The 16,766-nt window shown below is 61.7% G+C and carries 16 protein-coding genes; 4 read left to right on the top strand and 12 right to left on the bottom strand.

Translation table 11 applies throughout. The features are described from left to right. Positions 1-10: 10 nt before the first annotated feature. From G3480_RS03310 to G3480_RS03270, 9 genes are all read right to left on the bottom strand, one after another. Positions 11-487: a DUF302 domain-containing protein gene (locus tag G3480_RS03310; RefSeq protein WP_164652250.1), complete on the bottom strand. Its 477-nt coding sequence runs from the start codon at positions 485-487 to the stop codon at positions 11-13. Between the two features lie 212 nt (positions 488-699). Next, positions 700-1,161: a hypothetical protein gene (locus G3480_RS03305; protein ID WP_164652249.1), complete on the bottom strand. Its 462-nt coding sequence runs from the start codon at positions 1,159-1,161 to the stop codon at positions 700-702. Positions 1,162-1,559: 398 nt separating this feature from the next. Further along, positions 1,560-2,453: a hydrogenase nickel incorporation protein HypB gene (hypB, locus tag G3480_RS03300; RefSeq protein ID WP_164652248.1), complete on the bottom strand. Its 894-nt coding sequence runs from the start codon at positions 2,451-2,453 to the stop codon at positions 1,560-1,562. Between the two features lie 176 nt (positions 2,454-2,629). Beyond that, complete coding sequence (hypA, locus tag G3480_RS03295) at positions 2,630-3,031, bottom strand: hydrogenase maturation nickel metallochaperone HypA (protein WP_164652247.1); 402 nt, start codon at positions 3,029-3,031, stop codon at positions 2,630-2,632. Continuing rightward, a complete protein-coding gene (locus tag G3480_RS03290; RefSeq protein WP_164652246.1) occupies positions 3,031-3,204 on the bottom strand; it encodes a hypothetical protein in 174 nt (57 codons plus the stop codon). Before G3480_RS03290 ends, hypA begins: the two co-directional genes overlap by 1 nt. 14 nt (positions 3,205-3,218) lie before the next feature. Then, positions 3,219-5,099, bottom strand: coding sequence for a biosynthetic arginine decarboxylase (speA, locus tag G3480_RS03285; protein ID WP_164652245.1), 1,881 nt, complete (start codon positions 5,097-5,099; stop codon positions 3,219-3,221). Positions 5,100-5,278: 179 nt separating this feature from the next. After that, complete coding sequence (gene dtd, locus G3480_RS03280; protein ID WP_164652244.1) at positions 5,279-5,716, bottom strand: D-aminoacyl-tRNA deacylase; 438 nt, start codon at positions 5,714-5,716, stop codon at positions 5,279-5,281. Next, on the bottom strand, positions 5,713-6,675 hold the full coding sequence (pip, locus tag G3480_RS03275; protein WP_164652297.1) for a prolyl aminopeptidase: 963 nt from the start codon (positions 6,673-6,675) through the stop codon (positions 5,713-5,715). Before pip ends, dtd begins: the two co-directional genes overlap by 4 nt. 496 nt (positions 6,676-7,171) lie before the next feature. Then, positions 7,172-8,722 (bottom strand): hypothetical protein, encoded by a 1,551-nt coding sequence (locus G3480_RS03270; protein ID WP_164652243.1) that lies wholly within the window; start codon positions 8,720-8,722, stop codon positions 7,172-7,174. Positions 8,723-9,184: 462 nt separating this feature from the next. Here G3480_RS03270 and G3480_RS03265 point away from each other — a divergent pair, with 462 nt between their 5' ends. Genes G3480_RS03265 through G3480_RS03255 form a run of 3 tightly spaced genes read left to right on the top strand, consistent with a single transcriptional unit; the run spans position 9,185 to position 11,528 of the window. Further along, complete coding sequence (locus G3480_RS03265) at positions 9,185-9,910, top strand: glycosyltransferase (protein WP_164652242.1); 726 nt, start codon at positions 9,185-9,187, stop codon at positions 9,908-9,910. Beyond that, positions 9,907-10,308: a DUF2304 domain-containing protein gene (locus G3480_RS03260; RefSeq protein ID WP_164652241.1), complete on the top strand. Its 402-nt coding sequence runs from the start codon at positions 9,907-9,909 to the stop codon at positions 10,306-10,308. The genes G3480_RS03265 and G3480_RS03260 overlap by 4 nt, the downstream gene beginning before the upstream one ends. Then, positions 10,308-11,528 (top strand): glycosyltransferase, encoded by a 1,221-nt coding sequence (locus G3480_RS03255; RefSeq protein ID WP_206171467.1) that lies wholly within the window; start codon positions 10,308-10,310, stop codon positions 11,526-11,528. The genes G3480_RS03260 and G3480_RS03255 overlap by 1 nt, the downstream gene beginning before the upstream one ends. Before the next feature lie 62 nt (positions 11,529-11,590). Here G3480_RS03255 and G3480_RS03250 read toward each other — a convergent pair whose 3' ends face one another. From G3480_RS03250 to G3480_RS03240, 3 genes are read right to left on the bottom strand one after another with little or no spacing between them, the layout of a single operon-like run. Beyond that, on the bottom strand, positions 11,591-13,060 hold the full coding sequence (locus G3480_RS03250) for a hypothetical protein (protein WP_164652240.1): 1,470 nt from the start codon (positions 13,058-13,060) through the stop codon (positions 11,591-11,593). After that, the gene (locus G3480_RS03245) at positions 13,057-14,226 is read right to left on the bottom strand and encodes a hypothetical protein (RefSeq protein WP_164652239.1); all 1,170 of its coding nucleotides are present in this window, start codon (positions 14,224-14,226) and stop codon (positions 13,057-13,059) included. The genes G3480_RS03250 and G3480_RS03245 overlap by 4 nt, the downstream gene beginning before the upstream one ends. Before the next feature lie 48 nt (positions 14,227-14,274). Then, positions 14,275-15,642 (bottom strand): TAXI family TRAP transporter solute-binding subunit, encoded by a 1,368-nt coding sequence (locus tag G3480_RS03240; RefSeq protein WP_164652238.1) that lies wholly within the window; start codon positions 15,640-15,642, stop codon positions 14,275-14,277. 337 nt (positions 15,643-15,979) lie between these two features. Between G3480_RS03240 and G3480_RS03235 the strand changes: the two genes are divergently transcribed. Next, positions 15,980-16,579 (top strand): hypothetical protein, encoded by a 600-nt coding sequence (locus G3480_RS03235; protein ID WP_164652237.1) that lies wholly within the window; start codon positions 15,980-15,982, stop codon positions 16,577-16,579. Positions 16,580-16,766: the final 187 nt, after the last annotated feature.

Raw genomic sequence — 16,766 nt, 5'->3', positions numbered from 1 at the left:
GCTGCGAGGCTCACCAGGCGATTGCAGCCTCGGCCACATCCTTCAGCATCTTTGCGACCTTCCGCATCGCCGGACTGGATTCCTGCTCTTGAGCCGAAATCTCTCGATGCGCGACATAGGTCGTGCCGGATTCGCCGGTCTTCTCATAGACGCTGATGATGAAGGGGCAATTGACGATGCGTACAGGGCTCTCGATCGTCATTTCGTGAGAGAGTATGGCGCTGCAGAACTGGACGGATTTGGCCTGGGTATAGGCCGGCGTACCCAGCCCGAGATCTTCGCCCGTTCGCTGCAGCATTCCGGCCATGTCCATGATCTCGTTGATATAAAGGCCACGCTCTTGGATGGCGGCTCGCAGTCCGTCCATGACGTCCTCGAAGGGGGCATCCGTGCTGTAGCGGGCATAGCCCGGCTCTGCGGAGCTTACCGGTTGGATGAGCACGCTGACCAAAGCCACGGCGAGCAGGGCGCGAGTGAGCTGCATCATGGTTTCCCCTGTCCTTGTCGATGATTCTCGGGCCACGCTGAGCGCCCGGACCAGGTGCCGGGGCGCGGTTGGGGTCCGCCAGATTGATTGCGGAATGGTATCAGGAGCGGACCCTCGCGGCGATCAGATGACTGGGGGTGAGCGCTGAGCGCGTCCGGAATGAAAAACCCCGCGCTGTGGCGGGGCTTGCCGACTGGAGTCTTCAGCACGAATTAGTATTGATTCATGGGACGAAACGCGGGTGCTGACGGCCATTCATTGGCGGCTGGCTGGCTCTGCTGCTTTGCCTCGAGTTCTTCGATGCGTCGCTTGAGTGCCTCGACCTCAGCGCTGTTGCTGGAGGCTGCCTGGGGTGCAGCCTGAGGCGCCGCGGGAGCGACTCCGTAGCCCGGTGCGCCGTAGCCGGCTGGCGGCATCCCGAAGCCCGGAGCACCGTAGGGCATGCCATAGGGAGAGCCGTAGGCGCCAGGGTAGCCATAGCCGCCGCCATAGGGTCCGCCCCAGTAAGGCTCATCGTAGCGATCGTCGTAGCGGTCGTTGTTGCCCCCCATCCAGCGGCTCGGGTTCATCATGTTGCCGAAGTTGAAGGCTTGGCTTACCGGGGCGAAGGCCATCAAGGTGGCCGCCGTGGTCAGGGTCAAGACAGAAAGGGCTTTGTAGGGCTTTACAGACACAGCCGCGAATCCTCCGATAGTAGTGCTCGTTCGATTGTAGTGCTCGTTATTTCCGAGTCTTTCTATGTAGACGCTAAGTAACGATTTGTCCATGGGGCCTGCGCTCAGGCCCCCTTGGGACGCTGTCGATGCTTTGTCGTCCTGAGATCGCGTCCGCCAAGGACTCGACAACAGGACTTCGCGACCACTGCATGCTTGGGCGCTGGCGGCAGTGCGAGGACTGGTCCGTGCTTACTCCGCACTGGAAGCGCGTCAAGTGGCGCTCTACTCAGCCCTCAACACCTATCGGTTTCCCGAAATCAACCGGAACAGCCGCTCCAAGCCTGCGTAGCCAGGCCATCCTGGCCTGGTTTGCCAGGGCTGGAAGCCCTGGCTACATAAAACCGATAGGTGGTGAGCTACTCAGCCGTCACTTTGGGGTGATGATGCCCTGCGTGATGCTCGTGGTGGTGATGGTGATGATGGTCCTTGGCGTCATGGGCCGCGTGTAGACGCTCGCCGTCCTTCTGGATGTTCGGCCGGATCGTCCGGCCGAGTTCGAGGCGCGAGCGTTGGGCGTGCAACTCGTCCTGCAGCCACTGAAGCCAGGCCGACAGATCGCCGGAGGCGCGGCTTGACACGGCCTCGAAGGGAGCGGTGCTGGCGAGATCGCGCAGGTAGCGCTCGGCCCGCTCCGGTTGGAACTCCGGCATGTGAGGAAGCAGGTCGGTCTTGGTACAGAGCACTAGGTCCGCAGCCCTGAACATGACGGGGTACTTCGCCGGCTTGTCGTCGCCCTCGGGCACGGACAGCAGCGTCACGTTACGATGCTGACCAAGGTCGAAGCTCGCGGGACAGACCAGGTTGCCCACGTTCTCGATGAAGAGAATATCGATGTGGCTCAGGTCGAGGCGGTGCAGCGCGTCGTGGACGAGGTGCGCATCAAGGTGACAGGCGCTGCCAGTTGCGATCTGGACCGCCTGCACGCCCTTGGCGCGGATGCGCTCGGCATCGTTCTCGGTCTCCAGGTCGCCCTCGATGACGGCGATGCCGATATGCTCGCCAAGCGCCTCGATGGTCGCCTCGAGCAAGCTGGTCTTGCCCGCGCCGGGCGATGACATGAGGTTCAAGGCCAAGACCCCGCGACGGTCGAAATGCTCGCGATTGTGAGAGGCCTGGTGGTCGTTCTCGGAGAGGAGTCCCTGGAGCACGGTGACCGCTGCACGACCATCCGCAGTCTTAGCGTGCTTGCCCTCGCCGCGGACGAGGTGCTCGTTACCAGGTGTGATATTGCAGCCGCAGGTGTCGCACATATAGGCATCTCCCAGCGAAAACGGCAGTGTACGTCATCGTCTCATTGAGGTTTAGCATTTCTGTCATCCTAAGGAAACGCAGACTGATTGCGTTTCTCGTCTGGGCCATGGATGACCCTCCATTTTCAAGCGTCCGAGCGCTGGAACATGCAGTGACTCGGAAACCGCATTTTCGATCAGCGCTTCCTTTGGTGAAATGCATCGGTCGGCACTCCGACGGTCGGCTCGTCGTCCGGAATGGTCAGCTCGAGGTTTGCCAGCAGCATCTCGTCACCGCTGATTAGACGCGTCTTGAAGCTGTCGCAAGCGCCGCAAAGCAGCCGGTTCGGCTGAGCGTCCGTCTCCGCGCCGCAGTCAAGGCAGCGCACGCGCACCTCGGCCGGCTCGATCACTAACTCGGCGGCCTCGGCGATGGTCCCAGCGGCCGCGAGCGGATAGGCATGCTGTAGAAGGCTTGGCTCGACGCCAGACAAGGGGCCGACCTTGAGCAGGATGCGGTCCACCCGCGTCGCCCCGTGGTCCTGGGCGACGCGCTCGACCTGATCGAGCAGCGCCTGACAAAGCGACAGCTCGTGCATCAGGCGACCCCCCAGGACTGGGCGCCGAGCAGCCGTCCGCGGCCAGGGATCAACGCCAATAAGCGGGCAGAGAGTGCGAAGCTGACGCTGCGCGGCGGGCGCTCACGCAGAGAGCGAACCAAGCGGCTGCCGGCCTCGCCGCCACACTGCCCCAAGGGAATTGCAGTACACATCTCGGGCGCTCCGATCAGGTCTCAAGATAAGTGTAGCCATAGAGTCCAGCCTTGAGTTCGACGAAGAGGCGCTCGCGCGTGGGGCGGTCCAGCCCCGTTGCCTCCAGCTTGCGCCTGTATTGGGTCAGCAAGGCGCGCGGCTCGAAGTGGACGTAGCTCAGTAGCTCATCCGTGGTGTCGCCGCGCTCGGCCTCAAGCAGGCGGTAGCCGCGCGGGGCGCTCGGGTCCAACTCCACGTTGACGGCATCCGTGTCGCCGAAGAGGTTGTGGATGTCGCCCAGGATCTCCTGATAGGCCCCGACCATGAAGAAACCGAGCAGATAGGGCTCGCGCGTGCCGGCGTCGGCATGCACGGGTAGGCTGGCCTCGATGCCGCCCTCGTCGACGTAGTGCGCGATGCAGCCATCCGAGTCGCAGGTCAGGTCATGCACCACGGCGCGCGAGGTCGGCTTCTCGTCGAGCCGCTGAATCGGCACGATGGGGAAGATTTGATCCAGCGCCCAGATGTCGGGCAAAGACTGGAACAGCGAGAAATTACAGAACAGCTTGTCCGCCAGGAGTGCGTTGACCTCATCCGCCAGCTCGCGATGCCGGCGGATGCCCGGATCCAATCGCCCGGCGAGCGCGCGGCAGATGGCGAAGAAGAGTTCTTCCGCGCGTGCCCGGCCGACCAGGTCCAGCCTGTTTTGCGCAAATCGCTCGCGGGCAGCGTGCAGCAGCTCGCGGGACTCGGCATAGATCTCCTGCGGTGACCCCTTGGCTGCGATCCGCAGCTGCTGGCTGAGCGCGGTCAGCGTGGCATCCGTCTCGTCGCTGCGCGGCTCGACAGCTTGGCCGCTCGCGTGCTCGCGGTCGATGACATTGGTGATGAGCACGGCGTGATGGGCCGTCATGGCCCGCCCGGACTCACTCAGCAGATGCGGTTCGGGAAGCCCGTCGCGCCGACACTCCTCGGCAATGGTGGTGACGATCGCCGCGGCATAGCCATCGAGCCCATAGTTCACCGAGCAGTAGTTGCGGGTGCGTGTCCCTTCGTAGTCGACCCCGAGACCGCCGCCGACGTCGATGATGCCGATGGGTGCGCCCAGGCGGCGCAGCTCGGCATAGAAGCGCACCAGCTCGGCGGCGCCGGCGCGAATGTCCTGAAGACTCGGAATCTGCGAGCCGAGATGCGCATGCAGCAGGCAGAGCCAGTCCAGTCGGTCGGCCTCCGCCAACGTGCTCACCAGCTGCAGAATCTGATTGGCGGCGAGGCCGAACTTGGCCTTTTCGCCACCGGAACTCTGCCAGTTGCCCGCCGCCGCCGCCGCCAAGCGCACGCGCACACCAAGCAGGGGCTCGACGCCCAGCCGCTCCGCCTCCTCCAAGATGAGCGGCACCTCGGAGGGCTTCTCGATCACCAGGTAGACACGCAGCCCCAGCCGCCGGCCGATCAAGGCCAGACGAATGTACTCCCGATCCTTATAGCCGTTGCAGATGACCAGGCCGCCCGGCGGCGACAGGGCAAGCACGGCCATCAGCTCAGGCTTGCTGCCCGCCTCCAGACCCGCGTCGCCCGAGTGCAGGATCTCGCGGACGACACCGGCCTGCTGGTTGACCTTGATCGGATAGACGGGCTGATAGCCCCCTTGATAGCCGCAGTGCGCACTCGCATCCGCAAAGGCTTGATGAAGGGAGCGCACGCGGTGACGCAGGATGTCGCTGAAGCGCACCAGCACCGGAAGCGCGAGTCCCGCCTCGGCGATCTCCTCTGAGAGTTGGGCGAGATCGATCTCCGTCGCGCTCCTTGGGTCCGGGCGCGCGCAGAGATGCCCCTGCTCATTGATGCCGAAATAGCCTTCGCCCCAACGGTCGATGGCGTAGATCTCAGTACAGCGTTGGACCGCATGGTCCATCAGCGGGGCCTCCGGATTTGGATATCCCATTACGAGCCGACAGCGCCCCGTCGATCGACCAGTACATCGCATTGGACGGTCCAATCATCGAGCCCGACGTCACGGATCGCGCATCAAGGACCAACATCATAGTGTCCGTCGCGAGACGGAGCCAGCGCCCCGGGATGCGAATGCTGGCCTCATGTCTCCAGCCAAAAGGTCACGGGACCGTCGTTGATCAGGCTGACCTTCATATCCGCGCCGAAGCGGCCAGTCTCAACCTTGGTGTGGGCGGCAGCGGACCGTGAGACCAGATAATCGAACAGCCGCTCACCCTCGTCGGGCGGTGCGGCTGAGGTGAAGCTGGCGCGCCTGCCCTTTTTCGTGTTGGCCGCCAGCGTGAACTGCGGCACCAGCAAGAGGCCGCCGTCGATGTCGCCCAGGCTGAGATTCATGCGGTCATCGGCATCCGCAAAGACGCGATAGCCCAAGAGGCGCTCGAGCAGCCGGTCGGCACGCGTCTCGGTGTCGCCCTTCTGCACCCCGACCAGGACCATCAGACCTGCCCCAATGGCCCCGATGCGCTCACCATCCACTGTGACCTCGGCCTGAGTGACCCGCTGCAGCAGCCCGATCATCCGAGCGCTCGAGCGAAGCGGTCGGTCGCGGCGACCAGGGCGCGCCGGATGCCGGGCTCGAAGGCCGAATGTCCGGCGTCCGCGATCACCTGCAGCTCGGCGCCCGGCCACGCCTGGTGCAACTCCCAGGCCGAACGCATGGGACAGATGAGGTCATAGCGCCCCTGGACGATGACGCCGGGAATCTCGGCCAGCCGATGCGCGTCGCGCAGCAGCTGGCCGGGTGCCAGGAATGACTGATTCACGAAGTAGTGGCACTCGATCCGCGCCAGGCTCAGGGCGACATGGGAGTCGGCGAAGTGGGCCTCGACATTCGGATTGCCGAGCATCGTGGCCGTGCGTCCTTCCCAGATCGACCAGGCCTGCGCGGCCTCCATGCGCAGCTGTTCGTCCTCGCTCGTCAGCCGCTTGTGGTATGCCGTGAGCAAGTCGTCTTGCTCTGAGGCAGGGATAGGGGCCAGAAAGTCTCGCCAGAAATCCGGATAGACCCAGCTCGCGCCCTCCTGATAGAACCAGCGAATCTCCTCATCCCGACAGAGGAAGATACCGCGTACCACCAGGGCAGAGACGCGTTCCGGATGCGTCTCGGCGTAGGACAGTGCCAGGGTCGAGCCCCAAGAGCCGCCGAAGACCAGCCAGCGGTCGATGCCGAGCTGTTGGCGAATCGTCTCAATGTCCGAGACCAGGTCCCAGGTGGTGTTCGCATTCAGCGACGCATGCGGCACGGAGCGGCCGCAGCCGCGCTGGTCGAAGAGCACGGCGCGATAGCGCGTCGGATCGAAGAAGCCGCGATGGGCCGGCTCGCAGCCAGCACCTGGGCCGCCGTGCAGGAAAAGGGCGGGGATGCCGTCCGGACGTCCGCACTCCTCGACATAGAGTCGGTGTCCGTTGTCCACGACGATCTCGTGGGTCACAAAGGGGTCGGTGATAGGGTAGAGCGCTGACTCAGTGGTATCCATGCGGTTGTCGATCTTCAGGCATTGGGGTGCGTGTAGAGCGTCGCAGAGCTTACCCAAGGCATGCCCGCGCTGCCGAGTGCTCAGCATGCTCCGCTCCTTGGTTGCTCGACTGCGATTCGCAGTCGATGTCCGATCATTGGACCCGCAAAGAAGGAAAGGACGCGAAGAAGATGATCATCGGACCGCCTAGTCGCTTGAGTCGACACCCTGCACCTTCAGACAACGCGACGTGGGAGCGGCGCCCCGTCGCGACCGCGCGTCCGTCGCGGCGGGGCGCCGCTCCCAGCAGCCATGCGGTTGAATCAGAGGATGCAGTGGGGGCGATGAGCGGGAGATCTCTCGGGACCGATGCGGTTCGTGCCGCCGAGGGCGCCTAATGGGACAGCTCCGGGGAGAGCCCTACTCAACTGTGAAACTCAAGTCAGATGAGTAGGGCAATGCCGGTCGCTAGGAGACTCGCCTCTAGGACACTCTATGAAGTCTTCGCACGAGACGCCTAGTTGTAGGGACTTGGCCGATTCAAATAGTCCTCGTACGCATCCGTATCGAGGGTATTCGGGGGTAGCTTGGTTCCATGCCAGGTGAAGTTGTAAGGACTGCTGTACTCGTTCTCCGGGATCTGCACAACGCCGCCGAATTGGCTACATGCGCAACGCGCCTGGGTCTGATAGGTGTCGCAGGGTTCGACATTACCTTCCTCGTCGGGAACACCGCATCCAGGCGGAACATTCTCAATGTAGTCGCACCCAGGTTCGATGCCGACGACGCAATCGGTCGGGACGCTGTTGCAAAGGAGCCCTAATTCCTCATCCGCGCAATCAGCAGGGATGTAACAGGAGTTTCCCTCCGCACATTCGCAGAAACCGGTAAAGCCGGTTTCGGAGGTTGTCGAGACGAACTGATTCAGAAGACAAGGCGCGTCGAATAAGCGTTTGTGATTGACCCGCATGAAGTAGTAGCCCGGATCCTTGAGCCCGATCCGGTAAGTCGCTGATGGGTCTTCGACCGTGTCGGTGTTGAATGCCATGAGTGGCGTCAAAGTGTTGCGGCTCTCGCCAGCTTCCCAACGTTGAGCCATGGCCTGATCATAGACCTCGATAAACCAGTTACCAGGACCACACTTCTCTTTCGCGCAGAAGCCTAAGGTGATGATTTCGTTACCTGTCGTGTTGTACACATACCAGTCATTCTCACCTTGCCCCCAGACGAAGGTATCTTCAGATTCTAACGGCGTGTTGAAGGTGAGATTTATCAGACCGTACATGCTCACACCGGTTGCGAGCGGGTTGGCTCGGCTCGGGACATCATTAGGCTCAATCTCGGAATCGTAGAATCCGACAATCGGCTGATTGTTATTGAAGTCAGGGGTTTGCAAGAAGGCTGTGAGCGAATACGTGTAGGCCGTGCTCTCATCGCCGGTCACTGGCTTGATCATGATATAGTAGGTGCCCACTAAGCCGAGCGTGACATTGTAAGTCACGGCATTCGGCGTACTCTCGACGGCCCCGAGCACGTTCGTGTTGAAGTTGGCGAAGACGTTTCCCGCAGCGTCGCGGACAGAGAGGTTCCAAATGGCAGGGACTCCGGTGACGAGATTAACACCCTCAATCCAATCAGGTACCGAAAAGTTGACGATGAGATTCTGATTCGGCGCGGATGTCTCGGTGTAGAACCAATCCTGATCGGCCGCGCCATAGTTTTGACCCCAGAAGGGGGCGCCGAGCGTGAGCGGGTCGGCCGTGATGAAGTTGTCGTTGGGTTCGGTCTCGCCGTAGGAGGCGTCTGGGATACAGGAAGCGAGCGTGATGCCACATCCCTGAGGATCGGCCACGCACGCAGCAACCTGGGCAGCCGCGCCATCCCCGAAGCCAATCGGATAGCCGCGGTTGTAGCCGTTCTCGTCTCCGGCGGCGAATCCCTCCGCGTAGCTCTGATTCCGAGCGTCTTCGCAGGTCGCGTCGCTTGGATAGTTACCAAGTGACTCAGCATTGGCGGCCAGCGGCAAGGCGAGGCTCGCTCCGATCAAGGTACGGGCGAAGACAGTCATGGTTCGTTCCCTGCTCAAGTGGATGGCAAGGTGTGTGGTGAAAACCACAACCTCACGCTTAGAGTGCTCAGAATACTGTATGCAAGAGTGTAGCGAAACCAACGTCTCGATCAAGCGTTTCGCCGGCCCAATGCTTGACGGATCGGGACTGCGCCGCAGAGTTGTGACCTACCTCACTCGACTTCCACGGCAGGTGACGATCGCGTTGTCGCCGCCTCAAGCCGGAGAAAATCGGGCGACCGCACTTGAGTTTCGGTTAGACTTGGGCTTCCGGAAGCGCCAACCTAGCCTACCGAGCACCTCGTCTCGGTTCCTTGACGACGGACAGGCAAACGACCTTATCCGATGGCGTTACTGCCAAGGGTCGTGGTCCGTGAGGGGTGGGACGCAGAAGCGATCCTAGCTTCCGGGGCAACACTTGACCTACCCGCTTGGCGTCGGCACCAAGAACCGACTTTCTGCATGCACATGGCTGACGCACACCCTGTCGTCTTGATTCCCGCCCGTAACGAAGCTCCGACCATCGGCGTTGTGGTCACGGAGCTGCTCGCGCGCTGGGACTACCCCGTCATCGTCATCGATGACGCCAGCACGGATGACACGGCGAAGATCGCCGAGGACGCCGGCAGCGAAGTCATCCGCCTGCCCTTGCAGCTCGGCGCCTGGGGCGCGATCCAGACCGGCTTCCGCTATGCGATATGGCAGGGGTATGACCTCGCCATCACGCTCGATGGAGATGGACAGCACGACTCAAGGTTCCTCGCGCAACTGCTCGCCCCGATCGCCGCGAAAGAGGCGGATGTCGTCATCGGCGCTCACCCTGCGCGTGCCTCCAAGGCGCGCAAATGGGCTTGGAGCTATTTCCGCTGGCTAACGGGCCTGAGGCTCGAGGATATTACCTCCGGGTTTCGCGCCTACAACTTGGCGTCCATGGTGCTTCTGGCTTCGCGCGAGGCGACGCTGCTGGATTATCAAGACGTCGGCGTCCTATTGATCCTCCATCGGAACAAACTGCGGACGCGGGAAGTCGATGTTGCGATGACGCCTCGCACTCAAGGTGCCTCGCGAGTATTCGACTCTTGGTGGACGGTCGGCAAGTACATGCTGCAAACGAGCGTCCTCTGCGCGGCCCGAGTCGGATTCGGGCGCACGCATCGGATCAAGGATCTCACCGAGCCCAGGCCATGACCTATCAAATGACATCGATGGCGCTTGGCATCACGATCAGCGCCGTCATCCTCTTACTCGTACGCAGAGATCATCTCCACGGCCCCTATGCGCTTTGGTGGATTGGAGCCGCTGGCGCGACCATCCTGCTAGGCGCCTTCCCGCGGATCGTCGACTACATCGCCAGGCATCTGGGCATCAACTACCCGCCGATGCTGATCGTGGTGATCGGCCTCGGCTTGCTGCTGCTCAAGATCCTCACCATGGATTTGGAGCGCTCTCGCCAAGAGCGCCAGATACGTCGCTTGACGCAGCATATCGCCATTCTCGAAACGCGCATCAAGGCGTCTCAGTCGGCGGGAGCAAGTCGCCAGACCGAACACTCCGCCCGGCAGCATCGGCCGCAAACGGAAGACTGATGCGCGTCTTGCACATTGGAAAGTACTTTCCGCCCTTCGCGGGTGGCATGGAGTACTTTTTGGCCGACCTTGCGCAGGCGCAGGCTCAAGCCGGCGCCAAGGTCGCCGTGCTGGTGCATAGCGAGCGCCGACAGGGGTATCGAACGCTCCCATCGGGAGATCGAGGTATCACGGTTTATCGTGCGCCCTGCTACGGGCAGCTGCTCTATGCGCCGGTCAGCCCAGCCTTTCCATTCTGGCTCAAGCGTGCAATAAGCGAGTTTCGGCCCGACCTACTGCATTTGCACCTGCCCAATACCTCAGCACTGCTCGCGCTCGCCGTTCCAGCCGCGCGCCGTCTACCTTGGGTCGTGCATTGGCACTCGGATGTCGTGTCTTCCCTAAGAGATCGCCGTCTCGCCGTCGCCTATGGCGCTTATCGCCCGCTGGAGCGGTTGATCCTTGAGAAGGCCCACAGCATCATCGCGACATCGCCGCCCTATATGCAATCCAGTGAGGCCCTGCGGCCTTGGCTAAGCCGATGCGTCACAATCCCTCTTGGAATTGACATCAATAGGATCGCCGAACCTACGGAAGGCGCCCTCAAGCAAGCAGAAGACGCCTGGGGGTCAGCCACATTGCGCGTGCTCGCCATCGGTCGGCTGACTTACTACAAGGGCCACGAGGTCTTGATCCGGGCTGCGGCGACGGTCGAAGACAGCCGAATCCTGATCGCAGGCAGGGGGGAACTCAAGGATCACTTAGCGTCCCTGGCCCGCGACCTAAACCTGAGGAATCGCGTCCAGCTTATCGGATATCAGTCCGAGGACAAGCTCAACGCCTTGCTTGCGACGACTGACGTCTTATGCCTGCCATCCGTCGAGAGAACCGAGGCGTTCGGCCTGGTGCAGCTCGAAGCCATGTGCTTCGCAAAAGCGGTTGTCGTCAGCGACATTCCAGGATCGGGGACCGGCTGGGTTGCGCGACTCGCCAATAACGCGCTTCTAACCAAGCCGGACGACCCCGCAGATCTGAGTGAGAAGTTGAGGCTTCTGCGAGAAGATCCGGAGCTTCGGCGAGCACTGGGGGCCGCGGGGCCAGCGACCCTCGCCAAGCACTTTGACATTGGCCAGGTTGCGGGGAAGGTCTTGGCGGTTTATCAGGGAGCCTGCGCCGATCGCAGCGGGCGGCGCACATCCTCGCGTGCTCGCTCAGATCGTGATGGCTCAGAGGCTGTCTGAATATTGCAATCGCCCGAGCTGTCGGGGCGAATTCATTCGCCCCGCCGTCGATCCAGGGATTCTTAGCGAATAAGTTCGCCCCGAGGTTTGTCAGACAGCCTCTCTGGTCGCAGCTGATTTGCGGATATCCAACACCAGAGTGCGGTCATCCAAAATAACTGGCTAGGGACAAAATGAAGGATCAGCCGATTCAGGCTCGTCGCCTTCTCCACCCAGCGATAGGCATCGGTCCAGAAGAACAAAGCGTAAAGGGCAAGAAGACTTGTCGCCAGGAAGATCATCTGAACATTCAGCCAGTGCACCCCACGGCCTTTGATGATCAACACCAGGGCGAATAAGCTGCTTATGAGAACGAAGTAGGGAAGCAGGTGCCATGTGTCGAACACGAAGAGATGCCGCAGCACCGACGACCACACATCATGGTAAGCAAGGTCGAATCGACCGAGATAAGGCAGCTCGATAAGCTCTGGACCAACAACCACTCCTCCAAGGCCGGGCACATTCATCGAGATTCCACCCGCGAACCAGAGTGCCCCACCCAGCAGCAATACAGCGAGAATAAGACCCAGCAAGACTCTGCCGGAGATCTTAGCTGCGACAAGGGCTGGAAGAAAAACGAGCGCCCAAACAACGCCTTCATGTTTGAGCCCTAGGGCCGACACCAACATGATCAGCGATAGAGCACCTTGGCGCCTATCTCCGTTGCGAGTCCACTGGAAGAACGCGATGCTGGCGAAACCGAGCGATGTTGCCATCCATAGGTCTGCATAGCCTGCGAGCGCAACGTGAGTATTGAGGATGGGCAGCGTCAACAGCCCAGAAACGCCGACCAAACTGCCAAGCGGTGAGCAGCCCCAGATCCTTGCCTGGCCGTAGAATCCTAGCCCGAGCGCGACGTAGCAAAAAAGCCAGGGAAGTTTCGCCGCGGTTTCCTCCCATGCCCCGTAGCCAAGCGTTGACCAAAGGGCGATGACGGAAACCCTATCGGGATAGGCCCAAGCGTCAATGGTATAAGCGCGGTTCGCAGGATCCGAGAGCCAATCTTGGAGGGAGACGAAGGGCACAAATTCGCCTAACTCGGCCCATGCGCGCGCGCGAAACAGCCAGGTCGTCCAGGCATCCCATGCCAATACCGGCCGCCAGTAGACTTCCAGTGTTAGATCCAACGCCCTTAGGCACAGCCACAACAGCAAGCCGACAAAGAGAACCATCTGCCAGCTGAATGCCAATTTCGACCCGGACTGCGGCTGCGCGGCACCCTTTGCAGTTACACCGCTTAGCCTCCGAACACCCAGGGCCAAGAGTGCCACGAGGACTAAGCTTGGAGCCATCAAACCGAGCGGAAGCCCGAGCGCCATTGCCGCCTGAAGCAGGAACGCAGATCCTGTAACCCCGATCACATATCCATAACCGATAGACGCCAAATAGCCAGCAGCACTTCGATCGCGCAGCAGCACTTGAGCCCAAAGGGCACCAGTCACCCAAGGTAGGAGCGTTGCGAAGACAAGGCCGAGCCAGCCGCCGAGCATCATTCTCCCTCCTCGACCCGAAACAGTTCGCCCGCTCCACGCCATGACCGAATGAGTGCGACCGGCAACTGATGGTTCCTAGACACCAAGAGACGCTTCTCGCGATCGAAGCTGACATTTTTTGCGGGGTTCAGCATGAGCACGAAATCACCGGGGCGCGCTTCGCTTTCAGACGGCAGCGCTTGCAGACCGAGAGAGGTGTTCTGAGGTAGAAGATGATAACGCGCCCGCCCGACCATGGCGGCATTGGGGTCTGAGGTGACGATGAACACCCTGTCTGAGTCACCTGGTAGTGAGCTGCGGATTTGCTCGACCAGCTCAAATAGCTTTCCGTCCGGCGCAGCCCGCTGTCGCTCGACTTCACTGAGGCCGGCAAAGCTGTCTTCGGCTCGCTGCAACCGATGAAAGAGCTCGGCTTGCCAGCGGGTCTCGAGCGCCGCCCAGCCAAGACAGCAGAGAATGAGGTAGGGCGATAAGGCACGGCTGCCATGACGCGCCGCGTTGATCGCGAAATAGATCAAACCGCTCAGCAGCACCCAGAGCGCGACAATGGGAACGAGCGGCAAGCGCGATTCCACAGGGCCGCCGCGATTGAAGTTCGGAGAGCGCCCGCTCCAATCGGCGGTGCCCACCCAGTTTGCGCGCAAGTCTTGCAACGTCGTCAAGGGCGTGACACCAGCCGGCGTAAGACGCAGCTCATGCAGGCTAACGGGCTGATCGAGCCTTCCTCTCAAGATGAGCCCCACGGCGATGATGCGCCCCTGCCACTCAGGCGCTTTTGCCAGTTCGATGCCTTGATCGCGGGCGTTCAACAGCGGCAAATCAAGATAGCGCGGCTGCCTTGGACTGGCGGCAGTCGACCACACGAACTGCAAGGTCTGCCCTTCTGCGAGGCCATCGACACTGAGCGACAAGTCGCTATAGGTGCGCGCATCGAAAGGTTGGACAGGCGCTTGGGCCATCGCAATTCCCCGGGGGCCAAGCGCTGTGATCGCCAGACTTCCCGGGATTTTGCGACCAGTCCCAACGATGACGCGCAGGTCTGACCCGGCGACCACCCAAGCCGATGAGACCGAGTGGCCGCTGCCCACCTGATAGAGCCAAAGCGCTAGGAAGGTGACCACCCAGCCTGCTAGGGCGGCAACGAGGAGGACACCGAGCCTCTTCATTCGCGTCATTGTCGACAAAGGCTTGGAGGATTCACAAGACGTCAAAGCTTAAACATCCCAACTGAGGTTCTCCTGGGTTTCAAGGGGAGTTGTCAATCTTCTTAGGCGCCGCTGCAGTAGCTGAACGTGGAGCCGCAGATCATAGAGCTGATCGGAGTACGAGAGCGGCACCTCGACCTGTGCGGCCTCGTACTCGATGCGCTCCAGACGCTCCGCCAAAGCTTCGAGTTCGGCAGTATCCCGGCTGCCAGTCTCGAGCTTGAGGTCGATCTGGCGCAGCTCGACATACCAGCGCAGGATACGGCGGCGGATGCGCCAAGCGTAGAGCGGCGGCAGTATCTTGAACAGCGGAAACAAGAGGGCCAGGAGCGGGAGCAGCATGACCTTGGTGCGATCGATCCAGGTCGCGGCCCAGAAGGGCAGATAACGCTGCAGAAAGGGTGCGCCGTCCTTGTAATGCCGCTTGGCGTCGCTGTTCATTGGAAAATCGCTGTGCTGTGGCGTCGGAAAGGTATCCGGCGCAGCCAGGAGCCCGCCCTGACCATGCACCTCGACTGCGGCCTCGATCAGCAAATCCACGAGCGCCGGATGAATCTCTGGCCGAGCGACCAAGTTGGCCGTCGCGGCGATCAGATCAAGATCCGTCTCCGGAAGCTGTTTGGCGAGATCGAGCGCTCCGGCAGGCAGCGCGAGGTTGGTGAGCGATCGGTCGATACGGGCGTAGGCCGGCGCTTCCGCCAGGGTGCGGATGCGAATGCCTGGGTCGGCGACGAAGGCTCGCAGCATGGGTGAGTCTGTGGAAGCGACCATGAAAAGGAGTTTCAGATCACCGGTGCGTAGCTGCTCGGCAAGCTTCTCGATCGCGCCCCAGCGCAGCCCTGCATTGTCCTCAGTGATGCCGCTCTGGGCGAGCATGCGCGTGGCAAGGAAGCCAGTCCCGCTATTGGCTGGGCCGACGCCGATCCGCTCACCCTGAAGCGCGCTCAGGCGGCTGTCCTGCGTGTCTATGGGCGCGAGCAGCCAGACCGGCTCGTAGAACATGCTGCCAAGGCCGCTCAATGCTTGGCGCTGCTCAGCCGTGGCGACCCCGCCCTGAACGAACGCCAGATCCACCGGCGCATCCTCATCCAAGAGAAGCTCCAGATTCTCGAGCGAGCCCGAGGTCGCCATGACCTCCAGGGTGATCCCATGCCGCGCCAGGATGCGACGATACTGCTCGGCGTAGCGGTAGTAGCCGCCATCTTCGGCGCCAGTGGCGATACTGACCTGGCGCGGCGGTGCTGGCTTGACGTATTGGGCGGCGATGAAGAGCGCGACGAGGACCAAGAGCGCACTGCCGCCGAAGAGGCCAATCGCCTCCCAAGGATTCTTCTTGGGCTTGGGTTGATTGCCAGGCTTGGTGCTCGAGGAGGACATCCGAGACTCCCGAATGGCGGCCGGCGGCGGCATGCCGAGGCCTGTGCGGAGAGCGCATTATAGCCCCCTGCGCTCGACCGGGTCCTGCCTCGGGCCGTGTCCAAGGAAGGCGCAGGCACACAGCCTTTCAGCCGCCAGGGGCAAGGCGATGGATCGCTTTGAGCGATCCAGGTCACAGTCGGTTTAACCCGAGCGACCTATGCTGACAGCAATGCTGTGCAATCAGGGTTACTCGAGACTTGAAGTCGTCCGTCTAGCAGCAAATTCTAATGTTGCACTGCAAAAGAAGCGTGCGTAGCATTCCTCAGCAACAGTCGTTTTCCGCGAGGTTTCATCCGTGCAAGGTCAAGCAGTCCGTGAGTCCATTCAGGGCCAACCCTTCAACGACGTTCTCAACGAGCTGCACGCCCATACCTTTTCGGGCGCGCCAGGCGAGTCAGACCCCTTTACGCTCAGCGAGCTGGAGCGCGAGTACATCGCCTACGCACTCGGCCTCTACTACCAGTGCGATCATTGTGTGCAGTATCACGGCCGCGTCGTGGAGCGCGTGCGCAAGAAGCTCGGCTCCCCGCCTTGGGCCTGGCAGGAAGAGATGTTGAAGGTCGTGCTTTTTCTGCGCACCAGCCGCAGCAACGTCTCGGCACGGGAATGGGAAGGTTGGATGGACGCCTGGCGGCGCTTCGCAGGCCGCATGCACCACCATGAACGCGGCCTCGCCTGCAACATCGCCTACGCCGTGGGTATCGCCCGAGCGGACGAGTATCTGATGGACCTCGCCTTCGAGTCGCTCCGCGGTATCTACGACGACGACGCCATCTTGCTCGGGGTGATTCGCGACATCGATCGGGTTGTCGTTTTCATGAAGGCCGCGACCTCCAAGAACCGAACAGACCCCATTGTTCGGCGACAGCTGGGCACGCGCGGGATCCGCATTTGAGGTCTTTGCAAGGCCGCGGCACCACAAGACCTCTTGCGCGCCAAGGGCGCGCCCGAGAGGTCGGCAGCGCGCTGTATCCGGCGTCATGCACGGCGCTATTGCGCCCTAAGTGCGTATTCCAGTGAAACCGGACACCCAGTCCGAAGGAAAGCGGACAGCCGTTCCGATCGAAGCCGGACAGTCAGTC

The organism is Thiorhodococcus mannitoliphagus (assembly GCF_010915725.1).
Lineage (GTDB): Bacteria > Pseudomonadota > Gammaproteobacteria > Chromatiales > Chromatiaceae > Thiorhodococcus > Thiorhodococcus mannitoliphagus.
The sequence above is the reverse complement of the archived record's forward strand: the minus strand, read 5'-3'. Positions and strand labels throughout refer to the sequence as shown.